Here is a 21,601-nt window from a genome sequence, read left to right on the forward strand (position 1 = left end):
AAGTCGCATGCTGCCACAGCTTGCGCCTTCGCTTCCCACAGAGCCTCGAGGATGCGTGTGACCGTTTCCACCATCGAATCCTCCCCGTGAGGCGCGACCGGCTCGATCTCGACCTGCACGGGCCACAGGACGAAGTCATCCGGGAACTCCGTGCTCTCCTGGTGATCCGGGTTCCGGCGGACCTCCACATCGAGACCGCCCACTGTCATCGTGCGCATCTCGAAGGTGCCTTCGAACAGCCTGCTCAGAAGGGGCCGCACGTCTTCGACCCTCAACCCCTTGACCAGGATCCTGCAGTACGAGTACCTGCTCATGGCGCTCACGGGACCCGGATGAAGGGAGGATTGTCGAACGGGCCTCCCCTGCGAATGACGGACAAGTCGACCTCCATGCCCAGTTGGGCTTCCAGCGCCTTTCTCAGACTTCGCAAACCGGCCTCGCCTGCCTGGATCTTCCCTGTATCCATGGCGTGGAGCATCGTCCTCTCCTTCGCGCTGTCGGGATTGGGGGTGCCGAAGCGCTCTCTGATCAGCTCGTCGAACTTGTCGGAGTCGACACGGATCGCAAAGTCTATGTCGGAGTCCGGGCGTGCGGTTCCGCCGGCGCGGCTGCCCTGTACGACGATGTTGCCGCCCAGAGGTCCTGCCCTTCTCCCAGCAGCCTGCCGGCCGCGTCGAAATCCTCCTGGGAGACGCCCTGTGGTGGGCCGAGCCGGTGAGGGCTGAGGCCGAGGGGTCGGTCCAGGTGTGGGGGTTGTGGACGTAGGTGGCCGGGTTGGGGGCGGGTTCCAGGCCGAGGGGGTCGGGGGTGGTGTAGCGGGCGGTGGCCGGGTCGTAGTAACGGTGCAGGTTGTAGTGGAGGCCGGTTTCGGGGTCGTGGTACTGGCCGGGGAAGCGCAGCGGGGTGTGGGCGGTGGCGTCCCGGTTCCAGGTGGTGGTGCCCCACAGGGTGGTGCGGGTGCGCCAGGCGATGGTGCCGTCCTCGTCGACGAGTTCGGTGGGGGTGCCGACCAGGTCGGTGACGATGGCGAAGAACCGGGCGTCGATCTCGGCCTGGGTGGCGGTGTCGAGGAGGCGTTCGGTCTGGGCGATGGGCTGTAGGCCGTCGTGGTCCCAGGTGAGGGTGACCGGGTGGGGCAGGTCGGGGGCGGTGGTGGTTTGCTCGATCAACACCGGGCCGTCCCAGGTGAAGTCCACCTGTTCCACCACGGTCTCGCCGTCCGGGGCCAGGCGTTGTTTGGCGATGCGGCGGCCCAGCGGGTCGTACCGACAGCGCCACCAAGTGTCGGTTGGCGATGTACAGACCTTGCGGTACATATATGTCGCAAAGCGATCGAGGAATACGCAGAATACCGTTGAGGTGAACTTGCCGGAAAGGCGGTGAACCACAGCGCTATCTGCGAGGCGGCAGCGAACATGGTGTTGACTTCGAAGCGCTGGCCGTTCACCCGGACCGGGGACGCCCGTTAGGTGCTTAGGAGCGGCCGGGCGATGCGGTGACGCGCCAGCAAGTCGGGAAACCAACGCCCAGATAGGGCAAGTCCATCAGCGCGCTGCCCAGCGCCACAGGGGCCACCCGGCCACTGTTCGGGGATCCCTCGACTCCCGGACCCTCGGTCCGTTCAACGGCCGATCGTCCGTGCTCCGGCATCAGGAGACCGTAGACCGACTCGTCGCCACGAATGGCTACGCCGTACTTGCTCAGTCGGGTCCAAGTCGGTGACGGAGGGCCCAACCTGCGAGCCGCCTCAGTCGCCGTCCCGTGTGGGTCCAGGTCATTCCAATCCTGAAAAACCAAACCGCATCTCGCGCTCTGTGCTCGCCGATGAGCCAGGTCTGTCGCGCTCCGTCTGTGGTGCCAGCGCCTCTGCGTAGCCCCTGATCCAGCAGCAACTCGCGGGGAGGGAGCAGCAGTCGGCCCAACCTCCCGGTCCGTCCAGGTATCAAAGCTTCACCCTGCTGCGCATGGATCATTTCGCTGAGAAAACCTCAATAGTGCAGACTTTCCGGGTTGCTTGCCCGGTGGCGGTAGAGGGGGCCGGTGGAGATGGTCGACATGCTGGTCTACAAATCACTGCGGCGGATGACCGATTGTTGAGAGAATCGCGACATGAAACAGTCAAGCATCATTAGCCGCTTTAAGCGTCTCAGTTGCGAGTTTGCGCAAAGTTTCCCATTCTTCTGAGTTCTTCACCTTTTCTCGCTCCCAAACCTCGGCACCTTCACGAGTCATCGCCGACAGTTGTGAGTCGATGCTTTTCAGGCGAGCAAAGAAATCAGCTGAGATCAGTCCTTGAGTGGCCATGGATTCAGCGATCCGGAAGAGGTCGTCGAACTCCAACGCAATTTCGTCCACGTCGACGCCTAGATTGTCTACATAAGCGAACTGCTGCTCAGCGTTCCAGGATAGTTGCCTCAGGGACCTCCTAAGGTCACGCAGAAGTACATCTCGCTTGATTTGTCCACTCACCGAATGATTCCCCCTAGATCTCCCTCGTACCCCTTCACTCGCCAGTAGGCTCCTTCCCCATGATGCCCGCCTCCCGGGTGCCAGCGCAGCATACGACCCGTAGGTTCCCCTCTTTCGTTGTACTCCCGCAAAACCCAACCTTGACCAGCGTGGCTTCCCTTCCCGAGAGTCTCCTCTCTCCAGCCGGTCTCATTTATGAGCGCACCGCGAACATCCTCTGGTTTTACGCCCCCCGCAAGAACCTGCGGATTGTTCATGATGTCATCTATCCCTTGGAGCGACCCGACAGGGCCAGCCTCTTCGCGTAGTTGTTCTCGCAGTCTTTCCCCGTTCGCCGCGTTTGCCGGGCCGTCTGCTCCACGTCGCCAAGTCTTATCGCCACAGCCCTCCTCAGGGGCGAGCCCAAGGGGGTCGGTCCAGGTGTGGGGGTTGTGGACGTAGGTGGCCGGGTTGGGGGCGGGTTCCAGGCCGAGGGGGTCGGGGGTGGTGTAGCGGGCGGTGGCCGGGTCGTAGTAGCGGTGCAGGTTGTAGTGGAGGCCGGTCTCGGGGTCGTGGTATTGGCCGGGGAAGCGCAGGGGCGTATAGGCGGTGGCACCGGTGTTCCAGGTGCGTGGTGCGGGTGCACCAGGCGATGGTGCCGGTCTCGTCGACCAGTTCGGTGGGGGTGCCGACTGGGTCGGCGACGATGGCGAAGAACCGGGCGTCGAGCTCGGCCTGGGTGGCCTTGTCGGCCAAGCGCTCGGTCTGGGTGATGGGCTTCAGGCCGTCGTGGTTCCATCAGAAATGGAACCGTTCCACATGACCGGCGGATAACCTGCAATAATTTTTCCGATCAGCTCAACGCTTTCCGAGCTACCCAAGTCGGGAAATCAAAATATCTCTCATGGAGATGTATCGACTGTCAATTAAATGTAATCATGTCCGTCTCGCGTGAAGGCGAGCAGGAAGCGCGCATCAGCTTCGGCTGAAATCAATCGGACGCCCCGGATCGGAACCGGGTAAATGCAGTTAAACTCTACTTCGAGATCCTAAAGTTATTCAATGCTTTCCGGGAAGGGTTTTTCATGTTTCTAGGAAGGTCCCATCAGGTGGGTGGAATGATTGAGCTTCAAGTGTCTCGTCTCGCGTTTTCCGAGGAATTCAAGCAGCCCGCCTCACGGGTTTATTTGTAGATTGATCGACGATCTATGCGTCTATCCGGCGAAAAGTCACTCTCCTTTCTCCCTTGCCGCCTTTTCAAGTCCTTGGAGAATCAACTCCATGTCCGTGTTTGCCTGAATGCAGAAGTCTTGGTCTTCTTGTGCCACGGAAACTGCGGAATCCACAAAATTGCCACCCTCTCGATCCATTACTTCGATCAATCGACAGGGGACAATGAACCAATTCCTGAAAGATGCCTCAAAGCACCAATCTACAGATTCTGGGCAATCCTCGACGATTCCCCGGAAGAATTTCTTCAGCTTGCTTTCCGGGTTTTCGTAGCGCCATCCAAGGATTGGAGCCTGCCAGCGTTCGAAAACTGCATTAAAGGCTACAGGCGCCCTGATCCACTTCAGCTCTCCAAACGCAGCCAGAGCAGCGCCGAAGCGCCTCCCGTCAAACTCGATTTTCCTCCGAGGGAACTCAGTCACCACAGCGGCCCCTTGTAGGATCCGTCTTTTACTATCAGCTTCTCGCCCTGGTTGGTCAGCCTCAGCGCTCTTTCGTAGTCTCCAGCGGGTATTGGATCTTGACTCAATTCCGGGTCGTAGACATACTTGCCATCAGTGTAGACTTCGTGATACCTGAATTCTGCGATATCGGCACCACCGTTTTGCGGTGTGTTGAGGAATCTGCCCGAGTGGGTTGTAAAGTTTATAACCTTCCCCTCGCCGGCCTGGTTCAGAATGTAATCGGCAATTTCAGAACAGTCAACGCCATTGTCTCTAGGGGCGCTCCTCATTGCATCAACGGCTGCACTGTTCGGCGGATGAGCTGGGTTGGGTGCCCGGAAATCGTACGGACCACGCTTATTACCGCAGCCCTCCTCGGGTGCGAGCCCGAGGGGGTCGGTCCAGGTGTGGGGGTTGTGGACGTAGGTGGCCGGGTTGGGGGCGGGTTCCAGGCCGAGGGGGTCGGGGGTGGCGTAGCGGGCGGTGGCCGGGTCGTAGTAGCGATACAGGTTGTAGTGGAGGCCGGTTTCGGGGTCGTGGTATTGGCCGGGGAAGCGCAGGGGCGTATAGGCGGTGGCACCGGTGTTCCAGGTGGTGGTGCCCCACAGGGTGGTGCGGGTGTGCCAGGCGATCTCGCCCGTCTCGTCGACGAGTTCGGTGGGGGTGCCGACCAGGTCGGTGACGATGGCGAAGAACCGGCGGTCGATCTCGGCTTGGTCGTCGGGGTCAAGGAGGCGTTCGGTCTGGGCGACCGGAGTCAGGCCGTTGTGGTCCCAGGTGAGGGTGACCGGGTGGGGCAGGTCGGGGGCGGTGGTGGTCTGCTCGATGAGGACCGGGCCGTCCCAGGTGAAGTCGATTTGTTCGGCGACCTCACCGGTGTCGGTGAGGCGTTGCTTGGCGATGCGGCGGCCCAGCGGGTCGTACCGGTAGCGCCAGACCGTGCCGTCCGGAGTGGTCACCGAGACCAGGCGGTCCTCGGCGTCCCACTCATAGCGCCAGGTGTCCGGCTTGCGGGAGAGGCGGGTCTTCTGACGCAGGACGGTACGGCCGGCCGCGTCGTACTCGTAGCGGATCGACCCGGCTCGAGTGAGGCGGGTGCCCGTGTAGGCACGCTCGCCGGTGGCCTCGGCGGCGGCATGGGTGGTGGGCCAGGCCGCTTGGGTCTGGTTACCGGCTGCGTCGTAGGCGTAGGACTCGGTCCAGTTCGCGGCGGTGACGGTGGTGACCCGGCCGATGGCATCCAGGGTGAAGGTGCGGGTGCCGTTCAGCAGGTCGTCGATGCCGGTGAGGTAGCCGTCCGGGCGGTAGTGGTAGGTGCGCTGCTGGACCACCGTGGTGTCCGGGCCGGTGAGGGTCTGCCCGGTCAGCCGTCCGGCCGGGTCCCACAGCTGGGACAGGGAAACCTCGCCGACGCGGCGGGTGGTCTCACGTCCGGCGGCGTCATGGGTGAAGTCCAGCGTGCGACCGCAGGTGGTGAGGGTGGTGCGGTTGCCGGCCGCGTCGTAGGTGAAGGACGACACCGCGCCGGTGGGTGTGACACGTCGGGTGCGCCGTCCCAGGGCGTCATAGGAGAACGACAGCGCGCGGCCGTTGACCAACTCGGTCTTGACCCGGCCCAGCCGGTCGCGGTGGTAGATCAGCTCCGCATCGGGGCCGGCTATGCGGACCGGACGGCCGACGAGGTCGCGCTCGTACACGGTGACGGTGCCGTCGGCGTCCTTGCGGACCAAGTGGCCCAGCTCGTCGTAGGTGTAGGAGATGGTCTGACCGAGTGGGGTGGTGCGGGCGGTCAACTGCCCGACCGGGTCGTGGGTGTAGGCGACGGTGCGGTCGTCGAAGTCGATTTCGGATATCAGGCGTCCGGCCGGGTCGTACTCATACGACCAGGTCAGGCCCTGCGGGTTGGTGACCTTCGTCAGGCGCAGTTCGGTGTCGTGCTCGAAGGTGTAGCGCACTCCGTCCGGGCCGGTTTTCGCGGCGAGCAGGTCGAAGTGGGTGTACTCGTAGGTGGTGACGCCGCCGGCCGCGTCGGTGTGGCGGACGCAGTTGCCCTCTCCGTCGTACTCCCAGCGCTCCTCGGCACCGTCGGGGTTCACGCGACGGGCCAATTTGCCCTCCACCGTCCACTCCAGGCGGGTGACCGCGCCCAGCGGATCGGTGATGGCGGTTGGGCGGCCGAAGGCGTCGCGGGTGTAGCGGGTGACCGCCCCGAGGGGATCGGTGATCTCGACGGGCAGTCCGGCGGCGTCGCAGCGGACGGAGGTGGTCTCGCCCAGGGGGTTGGTGACCGCGGCCAGGTGGCCGCGGTTGTCGTAGGCGTAGTGGGTGGTGGCGCCCGTGGGGTCGGTGGTGGCGGTGCGGTTGCCGTGCTCGTCGTAGGTGTGCCGCCACACCGATCCGTCCACCTCGCGGATCTCGGTGGGTAGGCCGAGGTCGTTGCGGGTGACGGTGATCTCCCGGCCGTCCGGGCGGGTGAGGCCGATCAGGCGGCCGTGTTCGTCGTAGGCGAAGCGGGTGGTGCGGCCCAGTGGGTCGGTGACCTCCAGCGGGCGCCCGTGATCGTCGCGGAGGGTGCGGGTGGTGTGGCCCAGCGGGTCGATGGTGGCGACGACCCGGTAGTGGTCGTCGATCAGGTGGCGGGTGGCGTGCCCGGCGGCGGTGGTCAGCGTGGTGACCTTGTATCCGGTGGCCGGGTCGATGTCGTCGTAGGTGATGCGGACCTGCATGTGGCCCTCGGTGCCGCCCTCGGCGATGCACCGGTGCAGGTTGTCGTAGACGTAGTCGTAGCGCCGGTCGTTGGAGTCGACCCAGGCGACCACCCGGGCCTCGTCGTCGTACTCGAAGCGCAGCGGCCGACCGCAGGAATCGGCCACCTCGGTGAGGTGGCCGTCGGTGTAGCCGTAGCGCTTGACCACCTGATCGCCCAGGTGCAGGGCGGTGACCCGGCCGTCGGCGACGGTGAGACGCAGGGTGTAGCCGCCGCTGTGCTCGATGCGGACCGGGGCGCCGGTGGTCTCGTCGTAGACGAAGTCGATCTGGTGCCCGTTGCGGTCGGTGATCTGCTCGATCAGGGCGATCCCGTTCACCCCGTCGGCGGGCGGGGAGAAGTGCCGCACCCGGCCGGTCTCCGGGTCGGTGAGGGTGTAGCCGCCGTCCGGGGTCCTCTCCAGCGGCATCCGCGCCGATCCGGCCGAGGGCAGGGTCGGCACCCCCGGGGCGGGGTGGGGGTAGGCCAGCAGCCGCCCGTCCTCGGCGACGAAGACCACGCCTTCGGCGTCCACCTCCAGCCTTTGGTCCACCGTCGAGGCCCATGAGGGCCCGAACCAGCGGCCGGCGGTGTAACCGGACTCCACATACCGGGTGAAGACCAGCGGCAGGGCGCCCGGCAGGGAGAGGTCCGTCTGCGGCAGGAACATCTTTCCCGTGGCCAGGTCCACCGGGTCGGTGCCGCCGTCTTCCTTGTTCTTCGGCTCGTTGCCGTGCTGGTCCGCGCCGTCCTTGTTGACGGTGTTGCGGCCGGGCCCGTCGGACAGGTTCTCGGCCCGGTTGGCGTTCTTGGCCAGGTCCGCGGCCTCCGCGGCGAGCCGGACGCCCTTGACGCCCGCCCCGGCGCCGCCGGTCGCGGCGGTCAGCAGCGCGTCCGGGGCCAGCCGGCCCAGCCCCTCGGAGGGGTCCTTCATGAACTGGTCGAGCATCTGCTTGCCCGCGCCCCACGGGTCGTTGGCGACTTGGACCAGCCCGGCGACCGTGCTGTTGAGGTTGGTCAGATACTCGGCCGGGTGGGTGAGGTTGTACGGGTCGGTGGGGTTGATGCTGCGGGCGAAGGAGACGATCCCGGCCGTGCCCTTGATCACCCCGCTGTAGAAGTGCGAGGCGTGCAGCCCCACTCCGATCACGCCCTGTTGGACCTGCTCCCCGTAGGACGGCTTGTCCGGCGCCGCGTCCCGCGCCGCCTGCACCGCCGAACGCGCCTTGTCCGCGGCGGTGTTGCGCTGCTTGCGGGCCTCGGCCAGGATCTCCTCGGCCTTCTCGGCCAGCGCCGGGCCCGGGTCCTTGAACTCGCCGGGCGGCTGCGGCTTCGCCCCCGGATCCTGGCCGGCCTTCACCTTGGCGTTGTAGGCGTCGGCCGCCTTGTTGTACGTGTCGACCTTCTCGTTGTGCGCCGCCCGCGCGTCCTCCGAGGCCTTGACCGCCGCCTTGTACTTCTCGATCGCTTCCTTGGCCCGGCCCTGGGCCCACTCCACCGTGCCGGCGAAATCCTCCAGCGCGCCGGCCGCCTTCTCACACGCGTCCGCGGCCTTGAACCACTTCGGGGGCTCCTTGGCCGCCTTGGTCCGGAACGCGTCGGCCGCCTCGCCCTTCAACCGACCCGAGTCCAGGCCCTTGATGCCCTTGCCGACGTTGTCGAAGGCCTTGGCGAAGTCCTTCAGATGACTCGCGGTCGACCGCAGTTTCTCCGCGCTGCCGTAGATCAGCTTCTTGGGGTCCTCGGTCTGCCCCAGTTGCAGTTCGTCGACATCGGCGCCCAGGGCGTTGGCCGCGGAGCGGGACTTGTCCCGCACCCAGTCGGCCCCGCCCTCCCAACCGACGTCCTCCAACAGGTCGGCACCGACGTTGCCGAGCTCCTCGATGCCCTCGCCGATCAGCTCGACGCCGTCTTCGATCTTGTCCTCGATGACGTCGGGTACGAAGTCCCCCAGACCCATCAGTTCTCTCCCCCGTCACCCTGCTGCCGGCTCTGCCGCGCCCTCTCCTCCGGCGAGGGGCCGAACGTCTGGTCCAGCGCCTGGTCGAACGTCCGGTCGTCGATGCCCAGGGCCTGGTTCATCAGGTCGGTGCGCATACCGCCGGCGCCCTCGGTCAACAGGCTCCGGCCGGTGTCCTTCCAGGTCTGCGCCATCTCGTCCCCCGCATTGCGGAACGACTCGGCGCTGTAATCGGGCTTGTAGGTGTCCCAGGAGAACAGCTCGCCCCACTCCTTACCGGTGACCTCGTCCTCGGACAGGTGGGGGTTGCCCGCCAGCGAGTTGGCGGCGACCTTGAACGTGCCCTCCCAGTACTGCTCCTCGGAGTAGAGCATTCCGGCCGCCAGGCCGAGCCGCGCCGCGAGCCCGTTGGCGTCCATGATCAGGGCGCGCACGCCCCACTCCCACCGTTCGCAGAAGTCCTCGAAGTCCTTGGCCAGCCCGGAGTGCCCGGCCTCCATGTTCGTCAGCGCCATCTCGCCGAAACCCGCGCCCTGCAGGGACCCCGTCGCCGAACCGCCCGCCGACTTCAACTCGCCGATCGCGTCGTTGAGCCCCTTGGTGATGAGGTCCAGGGCCTCCTTGGAAAACTGCAGATCGCCGTCGCCGCTCACCGCGCACCCTCCCCCTGATCCGCATGGTCGACGTCCACCGCCACCGCGTCCGGGACGATGCCCTTCACCGGCGGGAACAGCATCGAGGCGTCCTCGTCCGCCGCGTTCACCGCCACGCCCCCGGGACCGTCCATGGACGGGATGACGGCATCGGTCAGCCGCGCCCCGAGCAGCGACACGTACTCCCACTCCTGGTCGGGCGGGACGTTGCGCGCTTGGGCGAAGCGGGCCAACGCCGCCTCGTCGGTGAACGCGTGGATCCACCGCACCCCACCGAACACGGCCGTCAGCAACCCGCCGTCCACCAGCGGCACCAGCAGCGGCGTGCGGCGGAACTCGCCCACCAACGCCCCGGGGTTCCCCCGCCCCTGTCGCATCGCGGCTATCTCGTCGACGAGTTCCATCCCGTTCCCCCGGTGCTGTCCGACGGCTCGTCTGCGTGACTTTCATTCAACACTACGGTCGAGCACTGACAGATCGCACGGTGTTGTAACGGCACTGTGACGAGCGTCGCCGTGTGCTGACAGGCCGGTCCGGCGATACCATTTGTGTCGTCGGGGCTTCCGGCCGGCCGCCCACACTACGGTGGAGTCGCTTCCTCTTCCGGGCGCGGAGGCACGTACTCGGTACCACAAGGTGCACGACCTCGCCGCCTACGCCGCGGCCGTCACCGGGCACAGCGCCTTCACCGAGCGCTTCGCCGACGAAATCCCTCACCTCTGGAGTCCGGTTACTGAGGTTGGACTCGTGCTGTCGTGTTCTTGTTCAGGTGGGTCTGATGGTCAGGCCGGTCTCGGCGAGGCAGCCGTCGATGAGGTCGCTGCGGTACCGGATGTGCCGTAGGCCGCGTCGGATGCGCTGGACGAGGTGTTCGGGAGTGTTGAAGGCGACGTAGGGGAACCGGCCGCGTCGGAGGCTGCACCGTGGGCTCAGCGGCCATCACTTACGTGGCGTCGGCCCGGGAGGCGTCGTCCTGGTCGGTCGTCAGTGCGGCCGGCCGCGGCAGCCCGTACTTGTCGCACAGGAATCGGGTCTGGCAGTACCGCTGGGCCTCAGCGGCCACCCTGCCGAGGACCGCGGAATTCATGCCGGCACCGATGAGGACACCCACGAGCGGCACGACCTTGGCGACGTTTTTGACCGGCACCCTGGAGCCGGCCGGGCCCAGCTGCTGCATCAACTTCTCAAGGGCGGCCAGGAGACGGTGGTCCTGGCGGAGCTTGTTCGACCACCTCACGCGTCCCTTGACCGCCTCCGCCGCCCGTGCGGCATCACGCAACGGCTTGGCTTTGGCCGCCTGTGCCTTGAAGGACCGCTGTACCAGGCGTTGGATGAAGTCCTGCTCATCGGGATCTTTGGCGTCGTAGCCGTAGGAGTACGCGATGCGCGCTGCGATCGACGTGCTCAGGACCTGGATGACGAGGATGTCCGCTGTCATCGCGACGGGGATACCGGCGACGGGGACCATGGCCAGCAGGCCCATGGCGCCGCCTTCGACCGCGCCGGTGGCCCGCCACTTGAGGGTGTTGCGGGTCAGCAGCCGGTCGCAGACCTTGAGGTCCTGCTGCCGTAGTTCGGTGAAACTGTCGAGTTCGAGGCCTCGCTTGCGGGCGAGCTTCTCGACGCTCTTCGGGTCGTTGAGCTCCAGGGCCGAGTCGTTGACCAGTTCGAGCAACGCTACCGCGCCTGCGAGTGCCGGTCGCATGGCCTTGTCGGCGACCGCATCGCCTGCGCGACGGATCGGTTCCGTGACCGCCTCCGGCACGGCGTCCGTAACCCGCCTCACGGCGTTTCCCGCGACCTCGCCGGTGCGACCGAGGGCGGTGCTCGCCCAGTTCGGCAGAGCATGGCGGTTGTCACGGCTCTGCCAGTGCTCGTTGAGCGTGTCCCATACCTGCCTCTCGTAGGCGCTCATCGGGGTTGCACCATCGACGAGTGGGTCGACGTAAGCGCTCATTGAGGTTCTCCATTTCAACTGTGATCGCTGGGTCCACGATGCCCTGCCAGCCGACACGTGGGTGAAGCCGCAGTGCGGGGGGCGATGTCCGAAGTAGGCTTCGCCGGCCACCTGCGGGCCACTGAGGTTGAACTCGTGGAGTCGTAGGGGCTGGAGGTCGTGGTCCGCTGCGGTATTGCCGGAGCATGCGGTATCCGCAGGCTGGCGAACCGGCCGTTGAACGGCAGCAGTTTCACGAGGGATTACGACTTCAGGCGGCCGAGCGGTTCGCCCGGGGCGAGGCGAGCTCGGTGATCGCCAAAGACCTGCGGGTGAGTGTCCGGTCGGTATAGAGGCGGCGGGAAGCGTGGGAGGAGGGCGGTCCACGTGCTCCGCGGTCGCAGGGACCGGCGTCGCTGCCGAGGCTGAGCGAGAAGCGGTCCGCACAGCCGGAGGCGGAGCCGGCCGAGGGACCGACCGCACACGGTTGGGAGGACCAGCGGTGGACGCCGGCACGGATCAAGACGGTGATCGGCCGGCGCGTCCATCTGACCTAAGCGATCCAGGGCGTGCGGAAGCCTGCTGAACTGGAAACGCACGTGTTGTCCGGTCTCCCCGACGCGGAAGTCGACGGCGTCGCCGGGGCCGGTCCCGAGGTTGTACGAGGTGGTGCGCCCCTTCAGCCTGTGCCATCCGGCCCAGGCGGCGAGGTCTTCCTTGATGAAGAGGTGGTCCGCGCTGTTCACGCCCGTGGCTGTGCGGTGGCAGGAGGTGTGGGGGTGGTGGGCGAAGTGACAAATCCTGTCGCGGCACAGGCGGTCCGAGAGTTCGTCGCCGCAGCCGCCGAGCCGGACGCCGCACCAGTACGTGTAGCGGGGGTGGTGCCGACGCCACCGGGCGAGTTCGTCCGCGTCCGTCGGCAGGATGATCGCGCGCTCGGAGTCCCGGCCCCCGATCACCGCGGTCTGTACAAGCCTGCTGTCCGTTCCGGCCATGTCTCCCCCCAGGACCTCACCGGCCCTGCCGGGCACATCGACGGTGAGCGCCCCCAGTATGCGGTTCATGCACTGAGTTCACAATGTTTTGATGGTCATTCAGCGAAGAACGATGTGCCCGGAGCGCCGACGGCGTAGCCTCGGGCCTCACACTGAACGAGGGGCCGGGGGCACATGCGGAAGGGCACCCTTGAGTACGAACAGGCGCTGGACGCCATGGTCGAGATCCCGCGCGCCAAGGCGCGGAACCGCTGTCGTACGGCGACCTGAGCGCCGAGTCGGCACGGCTCGGCCACCATGTTCCGCCCCACGAGGGCCCGATGCCGTACCTCCTGGAGGACGCCTCGCTCCGGGAGAGCCCTGACGGACAACTCCCCATGCTGTCGGCCCTCGTGGTGCTGAGGGAGACCGGCCGGCCGTCGGGCGGCTTCTTCAAGCTGGCCCGGAGCGCGCCGTACCTGCGGAAGGGCGATGACGTGACGCTGTGGACCGAGGAGATCAGGGCACTGGCGAAGCACTACGCCGAGCGCTGACGCCCGCCGGTCGCGCTCCCCTTTCCCGACGTCCATGTCCTGATCGACGTCTCCCGCCGGGCGCCGCGAGCCGTTCACCGGGAGCGCCTACCCTTGCCGGACGGCCGGCGAGAGCGGCCGCGGTGCCCCGCACGGCCGGAGGTGGGTGGTGATTGCCGAAACCCGGAAGCAGGGAGAAGGGTTTGACTGCTTGCCGCTTCCGTTGTCTGCCTGCTTTCGACCGGGAGAAGGTGCGGCGAGAGGGCTGGAGTGCCGCTTCGGCGGCGCGGCCTTTTGGGTGCACAGGGGAGGCGATTGATGGCAGTGAGAGACATGGGGTACGGGACGGACAAGTCGTTGCTGCCTCCGCCGGCTGGTGACCGGCCTGTTCGGCGGCCCTCGGGCTGGACACGGCTCGTGGGAGCGCTGCTGACCGTGTTGTCCCTGGTCCCGGCGGTGGCCTGCTATTTCGTGTTCGCCGACTGGCTGCCGTCCGACATCAAGCGGTACCAGGACTATGTGGCGGCCGATCCGTGCCCCGCTCACGCTCCGGCGGAGGAGTGGGAGGACTGCCTGCGTACGGTCTCCTTCACCGTCAAGGACACGGAGGTCAAGTCGGGGAGAAGCTCCAGCTTCGTGGCGACCTTGTACGGCGCGCCCTCCTGGAACGGGGACGTGGACTTCGGAGATCCGGGGCCGCTGCTCGAACAACTCCGGCCTGGAGACCGGGTGACCGGTACCGTCTGGCGGGGCGACGTCGTGGTGATCAGCAAGGGCGGTGTTCGGCAGAACTCTTCCGACGCGCCTCGCGACGAGCCCCAGATGACAGCCGCCATCGGCACGCTCACGGGTCTCCTGGCGGCCCTGGGGCTGGGGTTCGGTGTGGTGCGGCTGGCCGGGTCCCGCGGCCACGGGCTCTTCACCTGGCGCTCGTTCGGTAAACCGCTGTTCTTCACCATGCTGATCACCTGCTTCGCCGTGGGATTCCCTGCCCTGTGGCTCGGCCTCCCGTGGCAGGCCGTACCCGCGGTCGCCGTACTGGCCGTGGCGTGCGCGGCCTGGCTGCTCCACCGGTACCGGCGGTCGGCGGCGCGCTCGTAGCGGCCGACTCTCCACGTCCCGTGGGCCCGACGGGCGGCCTCCGCCGAGATGTGCCCCCGTACGGGAAGGTACCGGTCAGGACGGCCGCGTGACCTCCGCCCAGACGGTCTTGGTGAACGCGTCGCGCACCTCGCACCCCCAGCGCCGGGCGTACACCGCGACGAGGAGCAGCCCCCGCCCCGACAGCGCGTCGGGCGGCATCGGCTCGGCGGCGGGATGGCGGGGGAGACGTTCCGGACGGGTGTCCGTCACCTCGATCCGCACGACGCCGGGCTCGGGCGGGAGGAACAGCGTCAGCCGGAAGTCCCGACCGGGGACGCTGCCGTGCGTGACGGCGTTGGTCGCCAACTCGTTCGTGACGAGAGCGACGGCGTGCGCGGCGTCGCAGTCGTACGGGAGACCGGTCCACTCGGTGAACTGCTGGACGGCGAGCCGGCGCGCCAACCGCGCGCCCCGCCGGGTGCCGCTGAGCCGGGCGGTGAAGTGCGGGACGTCGGTGGGTCGCCCGGTGGCGGAATTCTGCGAGCGCATGACGCAACCGTTCCGTCACGCGGAGGGAAGCGGCCAGGTCGGACGGCCGTACACGACGGATTACGCGATCTCTGTACGGGAGGTGTACGGGCCGCGCCCGTGACCCGGCCGGTGCCGTCGCGGTTCGCCGTAAGGGTGCACCGAAACGGACCAGGGGGAGCGAATGGGCCGGAACAACGACCGCGCGAAGTCCGCCGCCGGAGACGGCAGCCGGAACCGTCCCGGGGCGTGGAGCGCCTACGGGAAACTCGTCCGCCTCTTCCGCGAACGCGCGGGCCTCACCCAGCAGTCGCTGGCGGACGCGATCGGCTACTCCATCGAGCAGGTCGCCTCGGTGGAGCAGGGACGGCGGCCCGCGAAGGCGGCGTTCACCGCCGCGGCGGAACGGGTGTTGAAGGCCGGCGGGGCCCTGAGTGCCTTGCAGGAAGATGTGGACCGCGCCCAACTGCCCGCCTTCTTCCAGGACGTGGCGGCGCTGGAACAGGATGTCGTGAGTCGCTTCGCCTACGACCAGCTTGTGATTCCGGGGCTCCTCCAGACGGAGGCTTATGCCCGCGCCCTGATCCGGACCCACTTCCCACCGCTCGACGAAGAGATCGTCGAGCAACGCGTCGCGGCACGTCTCGCACGACAGTCCCTCCTGACGTGCAAGTCGCCTTGTCCCGTCTTCGTGTTCATCATCGAAGAAGTGGCACTGCACCGGATGGTGGGCGGGACACAGGTGATGCGAGCCCAACTGTTCCACCTGCTGGAGTGCCGTCGCATGCGGCACGTGGACATCCAGGTGATGCCGAACAGCAGGGCCGCCCACAGTGGGCTCAACGGTCCCATGGTTCTGCTGGAGACGGCCGAGCGTCGGAGGTTCGTGGTGATCGAATCGCAGGGCGTGGTGAATGTCCGGTCCGACTGTCACGAGGTCAGCGAGTTCTGGCTTCAGTATGGGATGCTGCGCTCACAGGCCCTCAACGCCGAGGATTCGGCTGATCTCATCGAGCGGGTGGCAGGGGAGACATGAGCATCGAACGGCAGGGCAACGCGGCCGATGGACTGTCCTGGTTCAAGAGCAGCCACAGCGGCCCGAACGGCGGGGACTGTGTGGAGGTGGCCATGGACGCGCATCGGGTGCACGTCCGGGATTCCAAGGCCGCAGGTGACGGGCCGGTGTTGCGGGTCGGTCGGAACGAGTGGGCGGCGTTCTTGGCGCTGGTGGGGTAGGTGGCCGAGAAGGTGGACGAACTCGTCTGGTTCAAGAGCAGCCACAGCGGAACGAGCGGCGGGGACTGCGTGGAGGTGGCCGCCGGCTCGGACGCCGTGCACGTCCGGGATTCCAAGGCCGCAGGTGACGGGCCGGTGTTGCGGGTCGGCCGGGACGAGTGGGCGGCGTTCCTGACGCTCGCGGCGGAGTAGCGCCGACCGGGCTTCCGAACGGAACAGCGGGCTTGTTCGCGCCACTTGACGTGACGTGGACGAGCCCTCTCTCGCGCTGACGGCTCAGCCCGTCCGGTGCCCGCCGTCAGTCGCCTCCGCCCCCGCAGCCACCCCCGCCCCCGCACCCGGAGCCGCCGCCCGAGGAGTCGTCCCAGCCGCATCCGCAGCCGGAGGCGTTCCACGGGGTGCCGGAGCCGCCGTCCGGCGATCCGGCCGGGGTGGCGGCGGTTCCCGCCGCCCAGCGGAGTTCGTTCCGCAGCGCGAACTCGTCCGCGCCCGTCATCGCCCTCGTGCCCTCGACGGCCACCGCGCCGACCCGGCCGCTCTCCCGCCACCGCGCGGAGTGCTCGCGCAGGCAGGCGCGGCCCGCCGGGCCGGCCCGCCCCCTGCCGGGGCGGAGGAAGCGGACGGCGACCGCCGTCACGAGCGCCGCCACCAGTGCGTACCCGGCCTGGGCCCGGCCTCCGCCGCCATCGGCCGGCAGGAGCAGCAGGACGACGGCGGCCACGAGGACGGCGGCGCAGACGGCGAGGTGGATCCGGCCCGCGCGGCGCCACCGCCGATGGTCCTCCCACCGGTACAGCAGGCCGCGCCGCACGAGCGCGTCGCCGTGCGCCCGCACGGACGCGGAGCGCGTCAGCTTCGGACGCAGCCACCGCACCCGCAGTCCCTCGCCGGAACCGCACAGGGCGAGCACCTCCCGCTCCACCGGGTCGTGCGCCTCGGCCCGTCTCACGTACAGCCGACCGTGCTCGTCCAGCCCGACGCGGCCGTCGTGGTGCAGCGCGTGGATCGCGGTGTCGGCCACCCGACCCGGACCGCCCGCGAGGAAAGCCGTCTCGTAGAGGTCCGGCGGCGGCTGTCCGTCGGGCGGGCGGGGCAGTCGGTGGTGGGCCAGGAAGCGCCGGGCGAGCAGGTGGGCGAAGGAGGCGGCGAGGGCCGCGTACAGCGGGAGCACGGACGGCTCGAACAGGGACATGGCTCCTCCTCTCCGTCGGGACTGCTACGGCGTCGCCCACCGTGGGCGAGGAGCGCCGTCTCGCAGTGAAGCCGTCTCGCAGTGAAGTGGTTCCGACGCGGTGTCCGGTACGGCGGTTGACGGCACGGGCGGCCCGTGTGTCACCCGCCCCCGCTGCTTCCACCGCTGCTGCTCCCACCCCCGCCGCCTCCGCAGCCTCCTCCTGCTCCTCCGCAGCCGCCGCCCGCCGACCCGGAATCGGACCCGCTCCCGCCGGACATGCCACAGCCGCTCCCCGCCGTTCCGCACCACGTGGCGGTGCCCGAGTCGGAGCTGCCCGTCGCGGCGGCGGGGGAGGCGGAGCGCGAGGCCGGGGCGGCCGCCCACTGCAGTTGGTACCGCAGGGCGGCGTCGCGCACCGCCTCCGTGCCGTCGACCGCCACCTCCTCGAGCGGGCTGCCCTCCCGGGACCGCCCGGTGTGCCCGCGCAGCCACAGGTGCCCCGCGGGGGAGACCCGGCTCCCTCCGGGGGCGAGGAAGGCGCAGGCGAGCGCCGACGCCGCGACCGGCAGCGCGGCCAGGACCTCCCCGGACGTGAGCGCTCGCGCGCCCTCGGCGAAGACGTCGAAGTGGACGAGGAGGACCACGGCGCAGACGACGTAGTGGGCCAGGGCCGCGGCCCGGCGCCGCCGGTGGTCCTCCGGGCGCAGCAGCAGGCCGCGTCGTGTGAGCGCGTCGCCGCACTCCTGCACCGCGGGGGAACGCATCAGGGCCGAGCGCAGTTCCGACAGCCGCAGCCGGGACTCCGGCGCGGAACCGCACAGGGCGAGCAGTTCCCGCTCCACCGGATCGCGGGCCTCGGCCCGCATGACGTACACACGACCCTCCGCGGCCACTCCGAGGCGGCCGTCGTGGTGCAGCGCGCAGATCGCGGTGTCGGCCACCCGACCCGGGCCGCCCGCGAGGAAGGCGATCTCGTACAGCCCCGACGGGGCCTCATCGACACCGTCCACCTCCTTGCGGGCGCGGCGGACGAGACAGCCGAACACGACGATGGAGGAGACCGCGACGGCCGCGTACGAGAGCACGAGCGGCAACACGGTGCCTCACCCCCGCTTCCGCAGGGACCGGCGCGGGAGGGTCGTCGGACGGCCCAGCCACCGCCGCAGGCGCAGGGTGAGCGGCGGCACCGGGCCGGAGCGCTCCCGGTGCCAGCGGCGCAGCCGCCGCCGCACGTCCTTGGGCAGGGGTTCGGGCAGGGCGGAATCCGAGTCCAGCAGATGCCCGACGAAGCACAGGGCGTCCAGCCGGTAGCCGCCGGTCATCGGACGTCCCCGGGCGTAGGAGAGGAACGCGGGCCGGTAGCGCTCACCCAGGATCTCCGGCAGCTCGGGAGCCACCTTGGCGACGACGGAGGCGCGCTTGGCGACCAGCGCACGGGCCTGGACGCGCAGCCGCTCGCGGTCGAAGCCCTCGGGCGCGGGGGCGCCGGCGACCAGCGCGCCCAGCAAGGCGGCCTGGGCACGGGCGAGTCGCCGGCGCGCCGCGTCGGTGCCGGTGTCGGTGCCGGTGTCGGTGTCGGTGTCAGACATGTGCCGCTCCCGACGCCCGCTCGAAGACCGTCCGGATCGAGGCCAGTTCCGCCGCCAGTTCGTCGGCGGGCGGGAAGGCGTCGTCCCGCTCCAGCAGCACGCCGGGCGGCGCCGTGCGCGCGCACAGCTCCGCCAGGATGGCGAGCACCGGCTCGGACACCGGGTGGGCGTGGCTGTCGTGCCACACCCCGTCCCGCTCGACGCCGCCCGCCACGTGCACGTACGCCAGCGCCTCCAGCGGCAGACCGGCCAGGACGGCCGAGGGGTCCTCGCCGCGGTTGACGTGGTTGGTGTGGAGGTTGGCGACGTCGATCAGCAGGCCGACGCCGGTGCGCTCCACCAGTTCGGTGAGGAACTCGGCCTCCGTCATCTCCTCGTCCGGCCAGCGGACGATGGCCGCGACGTTCTCCAGCGCCAGCGGCACCGGCAGCGCGTCCTGGGCGATCCGCACGTTCTCGCAGAGCACGTCCAGCGCGTCGCGGGTGCGCGGCACCGGCAGCAGGTGCCCGGCCTCCAGCACCGGCGTGCCGGTCGACGGCCCCCCGGCCCGTACGAAGGCGATGTGCTCGGTGACCAGCGGCGACCCCAGCGCCTCGGCCCGCCGTGCCAGTGCCGCCAGCCGCTCGGGGGCGGGCCGGTCCGCGCCCCCCAGGCCCAGCCCCACCCCGTGCGGCACCACGGTGGCGCCGCGCTCGCGCAACCGCGTCAGCTCCGGCGGCAGGTGGCCCGGGCAGACGTTCTCCGCGACCACCTCGACCCAGTCGACCCCCGGCAGCGCGTCGATCTCGGCGGCGATCTCCGGCCGCCAGCCGATCCCCGTACCCAGCCGCGCCATGCCCGTCCCCCTTCCGGCTCGCTCCCCCTGTGCGAGTGTCATCTCCGAACGGGAGTGCGGCCAACCACGGTGCGGCGGGTTCAGAGCTTCATCTGAGCTTCCGGGCCGTCAACTCCGCTCCGCCGCCGCGCGGCGCAGCGCCGGATGGTCGGACACGACCGTGGCCGAACCCGGCGCGATCTCGGTGAAGCCGGCGTCGCGCACCACCGGAAGGCCGGCGTCCGTCAGGGTCTCCCAGCGGCCGGGCGGTGCGGTGCGGACCGCGAGCGGGAAACCGGCTGCCTGCCAGGCCGCGCGGGCCTCGTCGTCCAGCCCCCACCAGGCGAGCTGGGCACCGTGCCCGGCCTGGGCCATCGCCTTGCCCGCCGACATCTCCAGCCCGGGGTTGAGCCACAGCACCGGCGTCCCCGGCGCGGGCTCGGCGGGCGGCTCCGGCTCCGTCAGCTCGGTGCCGGACACCTGGAGGCGGGCCAGGTCCTTCGGCCAGCCGTCCAGCGGGACGGGCGGGAAGACCCGCACCTCGGCCGGGTGCGCGCCGTCGCCGGTCACGGTGATGCCCGGCAGGGCCTCCGCCCGCCGCCACTCCGCGCCTCGGGCCCGGCGCACCACCTTGCGGATGCGCCCGTCCTCCCAGTCGCGCACCGCCCGGTGCCAGGGGCCGTCGGGCTCCGTCACCCGCTCGTCCGAGAGCAGGACGAGCACCGCCCGCGCCGCCGCTTGGAGGGCGTCGGTGCGGGCCGGGGGAGTGGAGCGCTCGATGCGCACGACGAGCGGCAGGACGTGCTGCGGGGCGGTGTCGCGGTTGGCCGCCGCGGCTGCGAAAGGGCTGGTGGGAGCGGTGCTGTCGGACGTGTTCACACGGCCAGTCTGCCGGCCGCCGCCACGGCCCCGGCGGGCCCCGGGACCCCGCGCGACGGGGACCCGGGGCCCGCGCAGGGGAACGCCGGCGGCGGGCGGGACGGACGCCGGAGCCGGGGCCGGGCCCGGGGGAGCGGGAGTACCCTCGGCCGTATGAGGACCGTGACAGCCCCGAACGAGCAGGACGTCCGGCCCGGCCCCGACGTGGACCGGTCCGCCTCCGGGGAGCGCGAGCAGGAGGAACGCGCCTTCTGCGTGCGGTGCGGCGAGCCGACGGAGCACCCGGCGAGCACGCCCGGCGCGACGCTGTGCCCCGTGTGCGAGTGGCAGGAGGCCGAGCGCGTCGCCTGCTCGTGCACCTGACCGCGCGCCGACCGTGAGGCCGTGAGGCCGTAGGGCCGTGCGGGCGGCCCGGTCGGGCGGTCAGCCGCGGCCCATGGCCGACCCGATCATCTCCGAGACGCGGACGAAGCGGTAGCCGCGCTCGCGCAGCTCGGGAACGATGTGGCGGACCGCCTTCTCGGTGGCCCGCGCCCTGTCGCGGTCGCAGCGCAGGATCACCACCGACCCCGGCCTCACCGCCTTCAGCACCCGCTCGGCGATCTCGTCCGGGTCGGAGACGCCGGTGTCGCGGGCGTTCACGTCCCCTGCCACCGCGGTCACCTTCGCCGAGGCGATGGCCTTCCTGGCCTTGTCGTCGAAGCAGCCGCCGGGGAAGCGGAAGTACGGCGTGGGGTTCTCCACCCCCGCCGCGCTGATCGCCGCCAGACCCTTGCGGACGTCCGCGAGCCGCTCGTCGGGGTCGAGCGGCTTCAGGCCCTCGCAGTCGGGGGTGAAGGCGCGGTGGGAGTGGGAGAGGTTGCCGACCTCGAACAGCCGGTCGCGGCCGATGGTGCGGGCCTGGTGCGGATAGGTCTTCGCCCACACGCCGGTCATGAAGAAGGTGGCGGGGATCTTCTCGCGGCGCAGGGTGGCGATCAGCGCGGGGTTGTCGTGGCGCTTGCCGCCCTTGGCGCGCTTCTCGTCCTCCGGGGACATGGCGGCGTCGAAGGTCAGGGCCACCACCTTCTCCTCGTCGCCGTCCTCCCGGTCCCGCTTCTCCTCCCGCTCCCGCTTCTCCTCCCGGTCCCGCTCGTCCTCCTTGCGCTCGTCGCGCTCGTCGCGTTCCCGGCCCTCCCTCTCCCCCTTCCTCCGGCGGTCGTCGTCCTCCGCGGCGCGCGGCCCGTGCCGGAAGACGGGGGTGCGACCGCTGGCGGAGGCGGGCAGGGCGGCCCACTCGGTGGGCGAGGGCGACGCGGAGGCGCTGCCGTCGGGGCTCGGGGAACGGGGGGCGACGGAGGCGGGGGAGGAGGAGGCCGCCACCGGAGAGGACGCG

General features: G+C 69.4%; 18 protein-coding genes and 5 pseudogenes. 7 read left to right on the plus strand and 16 right to left on the minus strand.

The window, feature by feature from the left end; genetic code table 11:
- Window positions 1-319: 319 nt before the first annotated feature.
- The 10 genes and pseudogenes from ABD335_RS30845 to ABD335_RS18190 all read right to left on the minus strand — a co-directional run bounded on the left by ABD335_RS30845 (window position 320) and on the right by ABD335_RS18190 (window position 11,395).
- Complete coding sequence (locus tag ABD335_RS30845) at window positions 320-637, minus strand: nucleotidyltransferase domain-containing protein (RefSeq protein ID WP_425583676.1); 318 nt, start codon at window positions 635-637, stop codon at window positions 320-322.
- A gap of 94 nt (window positions 638-731) precedes the next feature.
- Window positions 732-1,298 (minus strand): annotated as a pseudogene (locus ABD335_RS18150) (RHS repeat-associated core domain-containing protein); the annotation flags it as partial.
- Window positions 1,299-2,118: 820 nt separating this feature from the next.
- The gene (locus tag ABD335_RS18155; protein ID WP_344324212.1) at window positions 2,119-2,355 is read right to left on the minus strand and encodes a hypothetical protein; all 237 of its coding nucleotides are present in this window, start codon (window positions 2,353-2,355) and stop codon (window positions 2,119-2,121) included.
- Window positions 2,356-2,858: 503 nt separating this feature from the next.
- Window positions 2,859-3,246 (minus strand): annotated as a pseudogene (locus ABD335_RS18160) (RHS repeat-associated core domain-containing protein); the annotation flags it as partial.
- Between the two features lie 431 nt (window positions 3,247-3,677).
- Window positions 3,678-4,100, minus strand: coding sequence for a hypothetical protein (locus ABD335_RS18165; protein ID WP_344324215.1), 423 nt, complete (start codon window positions 4,098-4,100; stop codon window positions 3,678-3,680).
- Window positions 4,097-8,827, minus strand: a complete 4,731-nt coding sequence (locus tag ABD335_RS18170) for a putative T7SS-secreted protein (protein ID WP_344324218.1) — start codon at window positions 8,825-8,827, stop codon at window positions 4,097-4,099. Before ABD335_RS18170 ends, ABD335_RS18165 begins: the two co-directional genes overlap by 4 nt.
- Complete coding sequence (locus ABD335_RS18175; protein ID WP_344324221.1) at window positions 8,827-9,480, minus strand: hypothetical protein; 654 nt, start codon at window positions 9,478-9,480, stop codon at window positions 8,827-8,829. The genes ABD335_RS18170 and ABD335_RS18175 overlap by 1 nt, the downstream gene beginning before the upstream one ends.
- A complete protein-coding gene (locus ABD335_RS18180) occupies window positions 9,477-9,884 on the minus strand; it encodes a hypothetical protein (protein WP_344324224.1) in 408 nt (135 codons plus the stop codon). Before ABD335_RS18180 ends, ABD335_RS18175 begins: the two co-directional genes overlap by 4 nt.
- Before the next feature lie 361 nt (window positions 9,885-10,245).
- Window positions 10,246-10,395 (minus strand): annotated as a pseudogene (locus tag ABD335_RS18185) (transposase); the annotation flags it as partial.
- Window positions 10,396-10,423: 28 nt separating this feature from the next.
- Complete coding sequence (locus ABD335_RS18190) at window positions 10,424-11,395, minus strand: EcsC family protein (RefSeq protein WP_344324227.1); 972 nt, start codon at window positions 11,393-11,395, stop codon at window positions 10,424-10,426.
- Window positions 11,396-11,622: 227 nt separating this feature from the next.
- On the opposite strand from ABD335_RS18190, the pseudogene ABD335_RS30850 reads away from it, so the two are divergent.
- The 3 genes and pseudogenes from ABD335_RS30850 to ABD335_RS18200 all read left to right on the plus strand — a co-directional run.
- Window positions 11,623-11,970: pseudogene (locus tag ABD335_RS30850) on the plus strand (helix-turn-helix domain-containing protein); the annotation flags it as partial.
- A 761-nt stretch (window positions 11,971-12,731) separates the two neighbouring features.
- Window positions 12,732-12,944, plus strand: coding sequence for a hypothetical protein (locus tag ABD335_RS18195; protein ID WP_344324230.1), 213 nt, complete (start codon window positions 12,732-12,734; stop codon window positions 12,942-12,944).
- A 396-nt stretch (window positions 12,945-13,340) separates the two neighbouring features.
- Entirely contained in the window at window positions 13,341-14,024 is a 684-nt protein-coding gene (locus tag ABD335_RS18200; RefSeq protein ID WP_344324233.1) for a hypothetical protein, read from the plus strand.
- A gap of 75 nt (window positions 14,025-14,099) precedes the next feature.
- Here ABD335_RS18200 and ABD335_RS18205 read toward each other — a convergent pair whose 3' ends face one another.
- Window positions 14,100-14,555, minus strand: a complete 456-nt coding sequence (locus ABD335_RS18205; RefSeq protein ID WP_344324236.1) for an ATP-binding protein — start codon at window positions 14,553-14,555, stop codon at window positions 14,100-14,102.
- 163 nt (window positions 14,556-14,718) lie between these two features.
- Here ABD335_RS18205 and ABD335_RS18210 point away from each other — a divergent pair, with 163 nt between their 5' ends.
- From ABD335_RS18210 to ABD335_RS18220, 3 genes are read left to right on the plus strand one after another with little or no spacing between them, the layout of a single operon-like run.
- On the plus strand, window positions 14,719-15,570 hold the full coding sequence (locus tag ABD335_RS18210; RefSeq protein WP_344324238.1) for a helix-turn-helix domain-containing protein: 852 nt from the start codon (window positions 14,719-14,721) through the stop codon (window positions 15,568-15,570).
- On the plus strand, window positions 15,567-15,770 hold the full coding sequence (locus tag ABD335_RS18215) for a DUF397 domain-containing protein (protein WP_344324241.1): 204 nt from the start codon (window positions 15,567-15,569) through the stop codon (window positions 15,768-15,770). Before ABD335_RS18210 ends, ABD335_RS18215 begins: the two co-directional genes overlap by 4 nt.
- Window positions 15,771-15,962: a DUF397 domain-containing protein gene (locus ABD335_RS18220; protein ID WP_344324244.1), complete on the plus strand. Its 192-nt coding sequence runs from the start codon at window positions 15,771-15,773 to the stop codon at window positions 15,960-15,962.
- A 106-nt stretch (window positions 15,963-16,068) separates the two neighbouring features.
- On the opposite strand, the gene ABD335_RS18225 is transcribed toward ABD335_RS18220, so the two are convergent.
- From ABD335_RS18225 to ABD335_RS18240, 4 genes and pseudogenes are all read right to left on the minus strand, one after another.
- Entirely contained in the window at window positions 16,069-16,962 is an 894-nt protein-coding gene (locus ABD335_RS18225) for a TIGR04222 domain-containing membrane protein (RefSeq protein ID WP_344324247.1), read from the minus strand.
- 140 nt (window positions 16,963-17,102) lie between these two features.
- Complete coding sequence (locus ABD335_RS18230; protein ID WP_344324250.1) at window positions 17,103-18,041, minus strand: TIGR04222 domain-containing membrane protein; 939 nt, start codon at window positions 18,039-18,041, stop codon at window positions 17,103-17,105.
- Between the two features lie 6 nt (window positions 18,042-18,047).
- A pseudogene (locus ABD335_RS18235) lies at window positions 18,048-19,368 on the minus strand (MbnB/TglH/ChrH family RiPP precursor modification enzyme).
- A gap of 108 nt (window positions 19,369-19,476) precedes the next feature.
- Complete coding sequence (locus tag ABD335_RS18240; protein WP_344324253.1) at window positions 19,477-20,226, minus strand: peptidyl-tRNA hydrolase; 750 nt, start codon at window positions 20,224-20,226, stop codon at window positions 19,477-19,479.
- A 153-nt stretch (window positions 20,227-20,379) separates the two neighbouring features.
- Between ABD335_RS18240 and ABD335_RS18245 the strand changes: the two genes are divergently transcribed.
- Window positions 20,380-20,589 (plus strand): hypothetical protein, encoded by a 210-nt coding sequence (locus ABD335_RS18245; protein ID WP_344324256.1) that lies wholly within the window; start codon window positions 20,380-20,382, stop codon window positions 20,587-20,589.
- A gap of 60 nt (window positions 20,590-20,649) precedes the next feature.
- On the opposite strand, the gene ABD335_RS18250 is transcribed toward ABD335_RS18245, so the two are convergent.
- A partial coding sequence (locus tag ABD335_RS18250; protein ID WP_344324259.1) for a polysaccharide deacetylase family protein occupies window positions 20,650-21,601 on the minus strand: 952 nt, incomplete at its 5' end.

Source organism: Streptomyces macrosporus, assembly GCF_039533145.1.
Taxonomy (GTDB): Bacteria; Actinomycetota; Actinomycetes; order Streptomycetales; family Streptomycetaceae; genus Streptomyces; species Streptomyces macrosporus.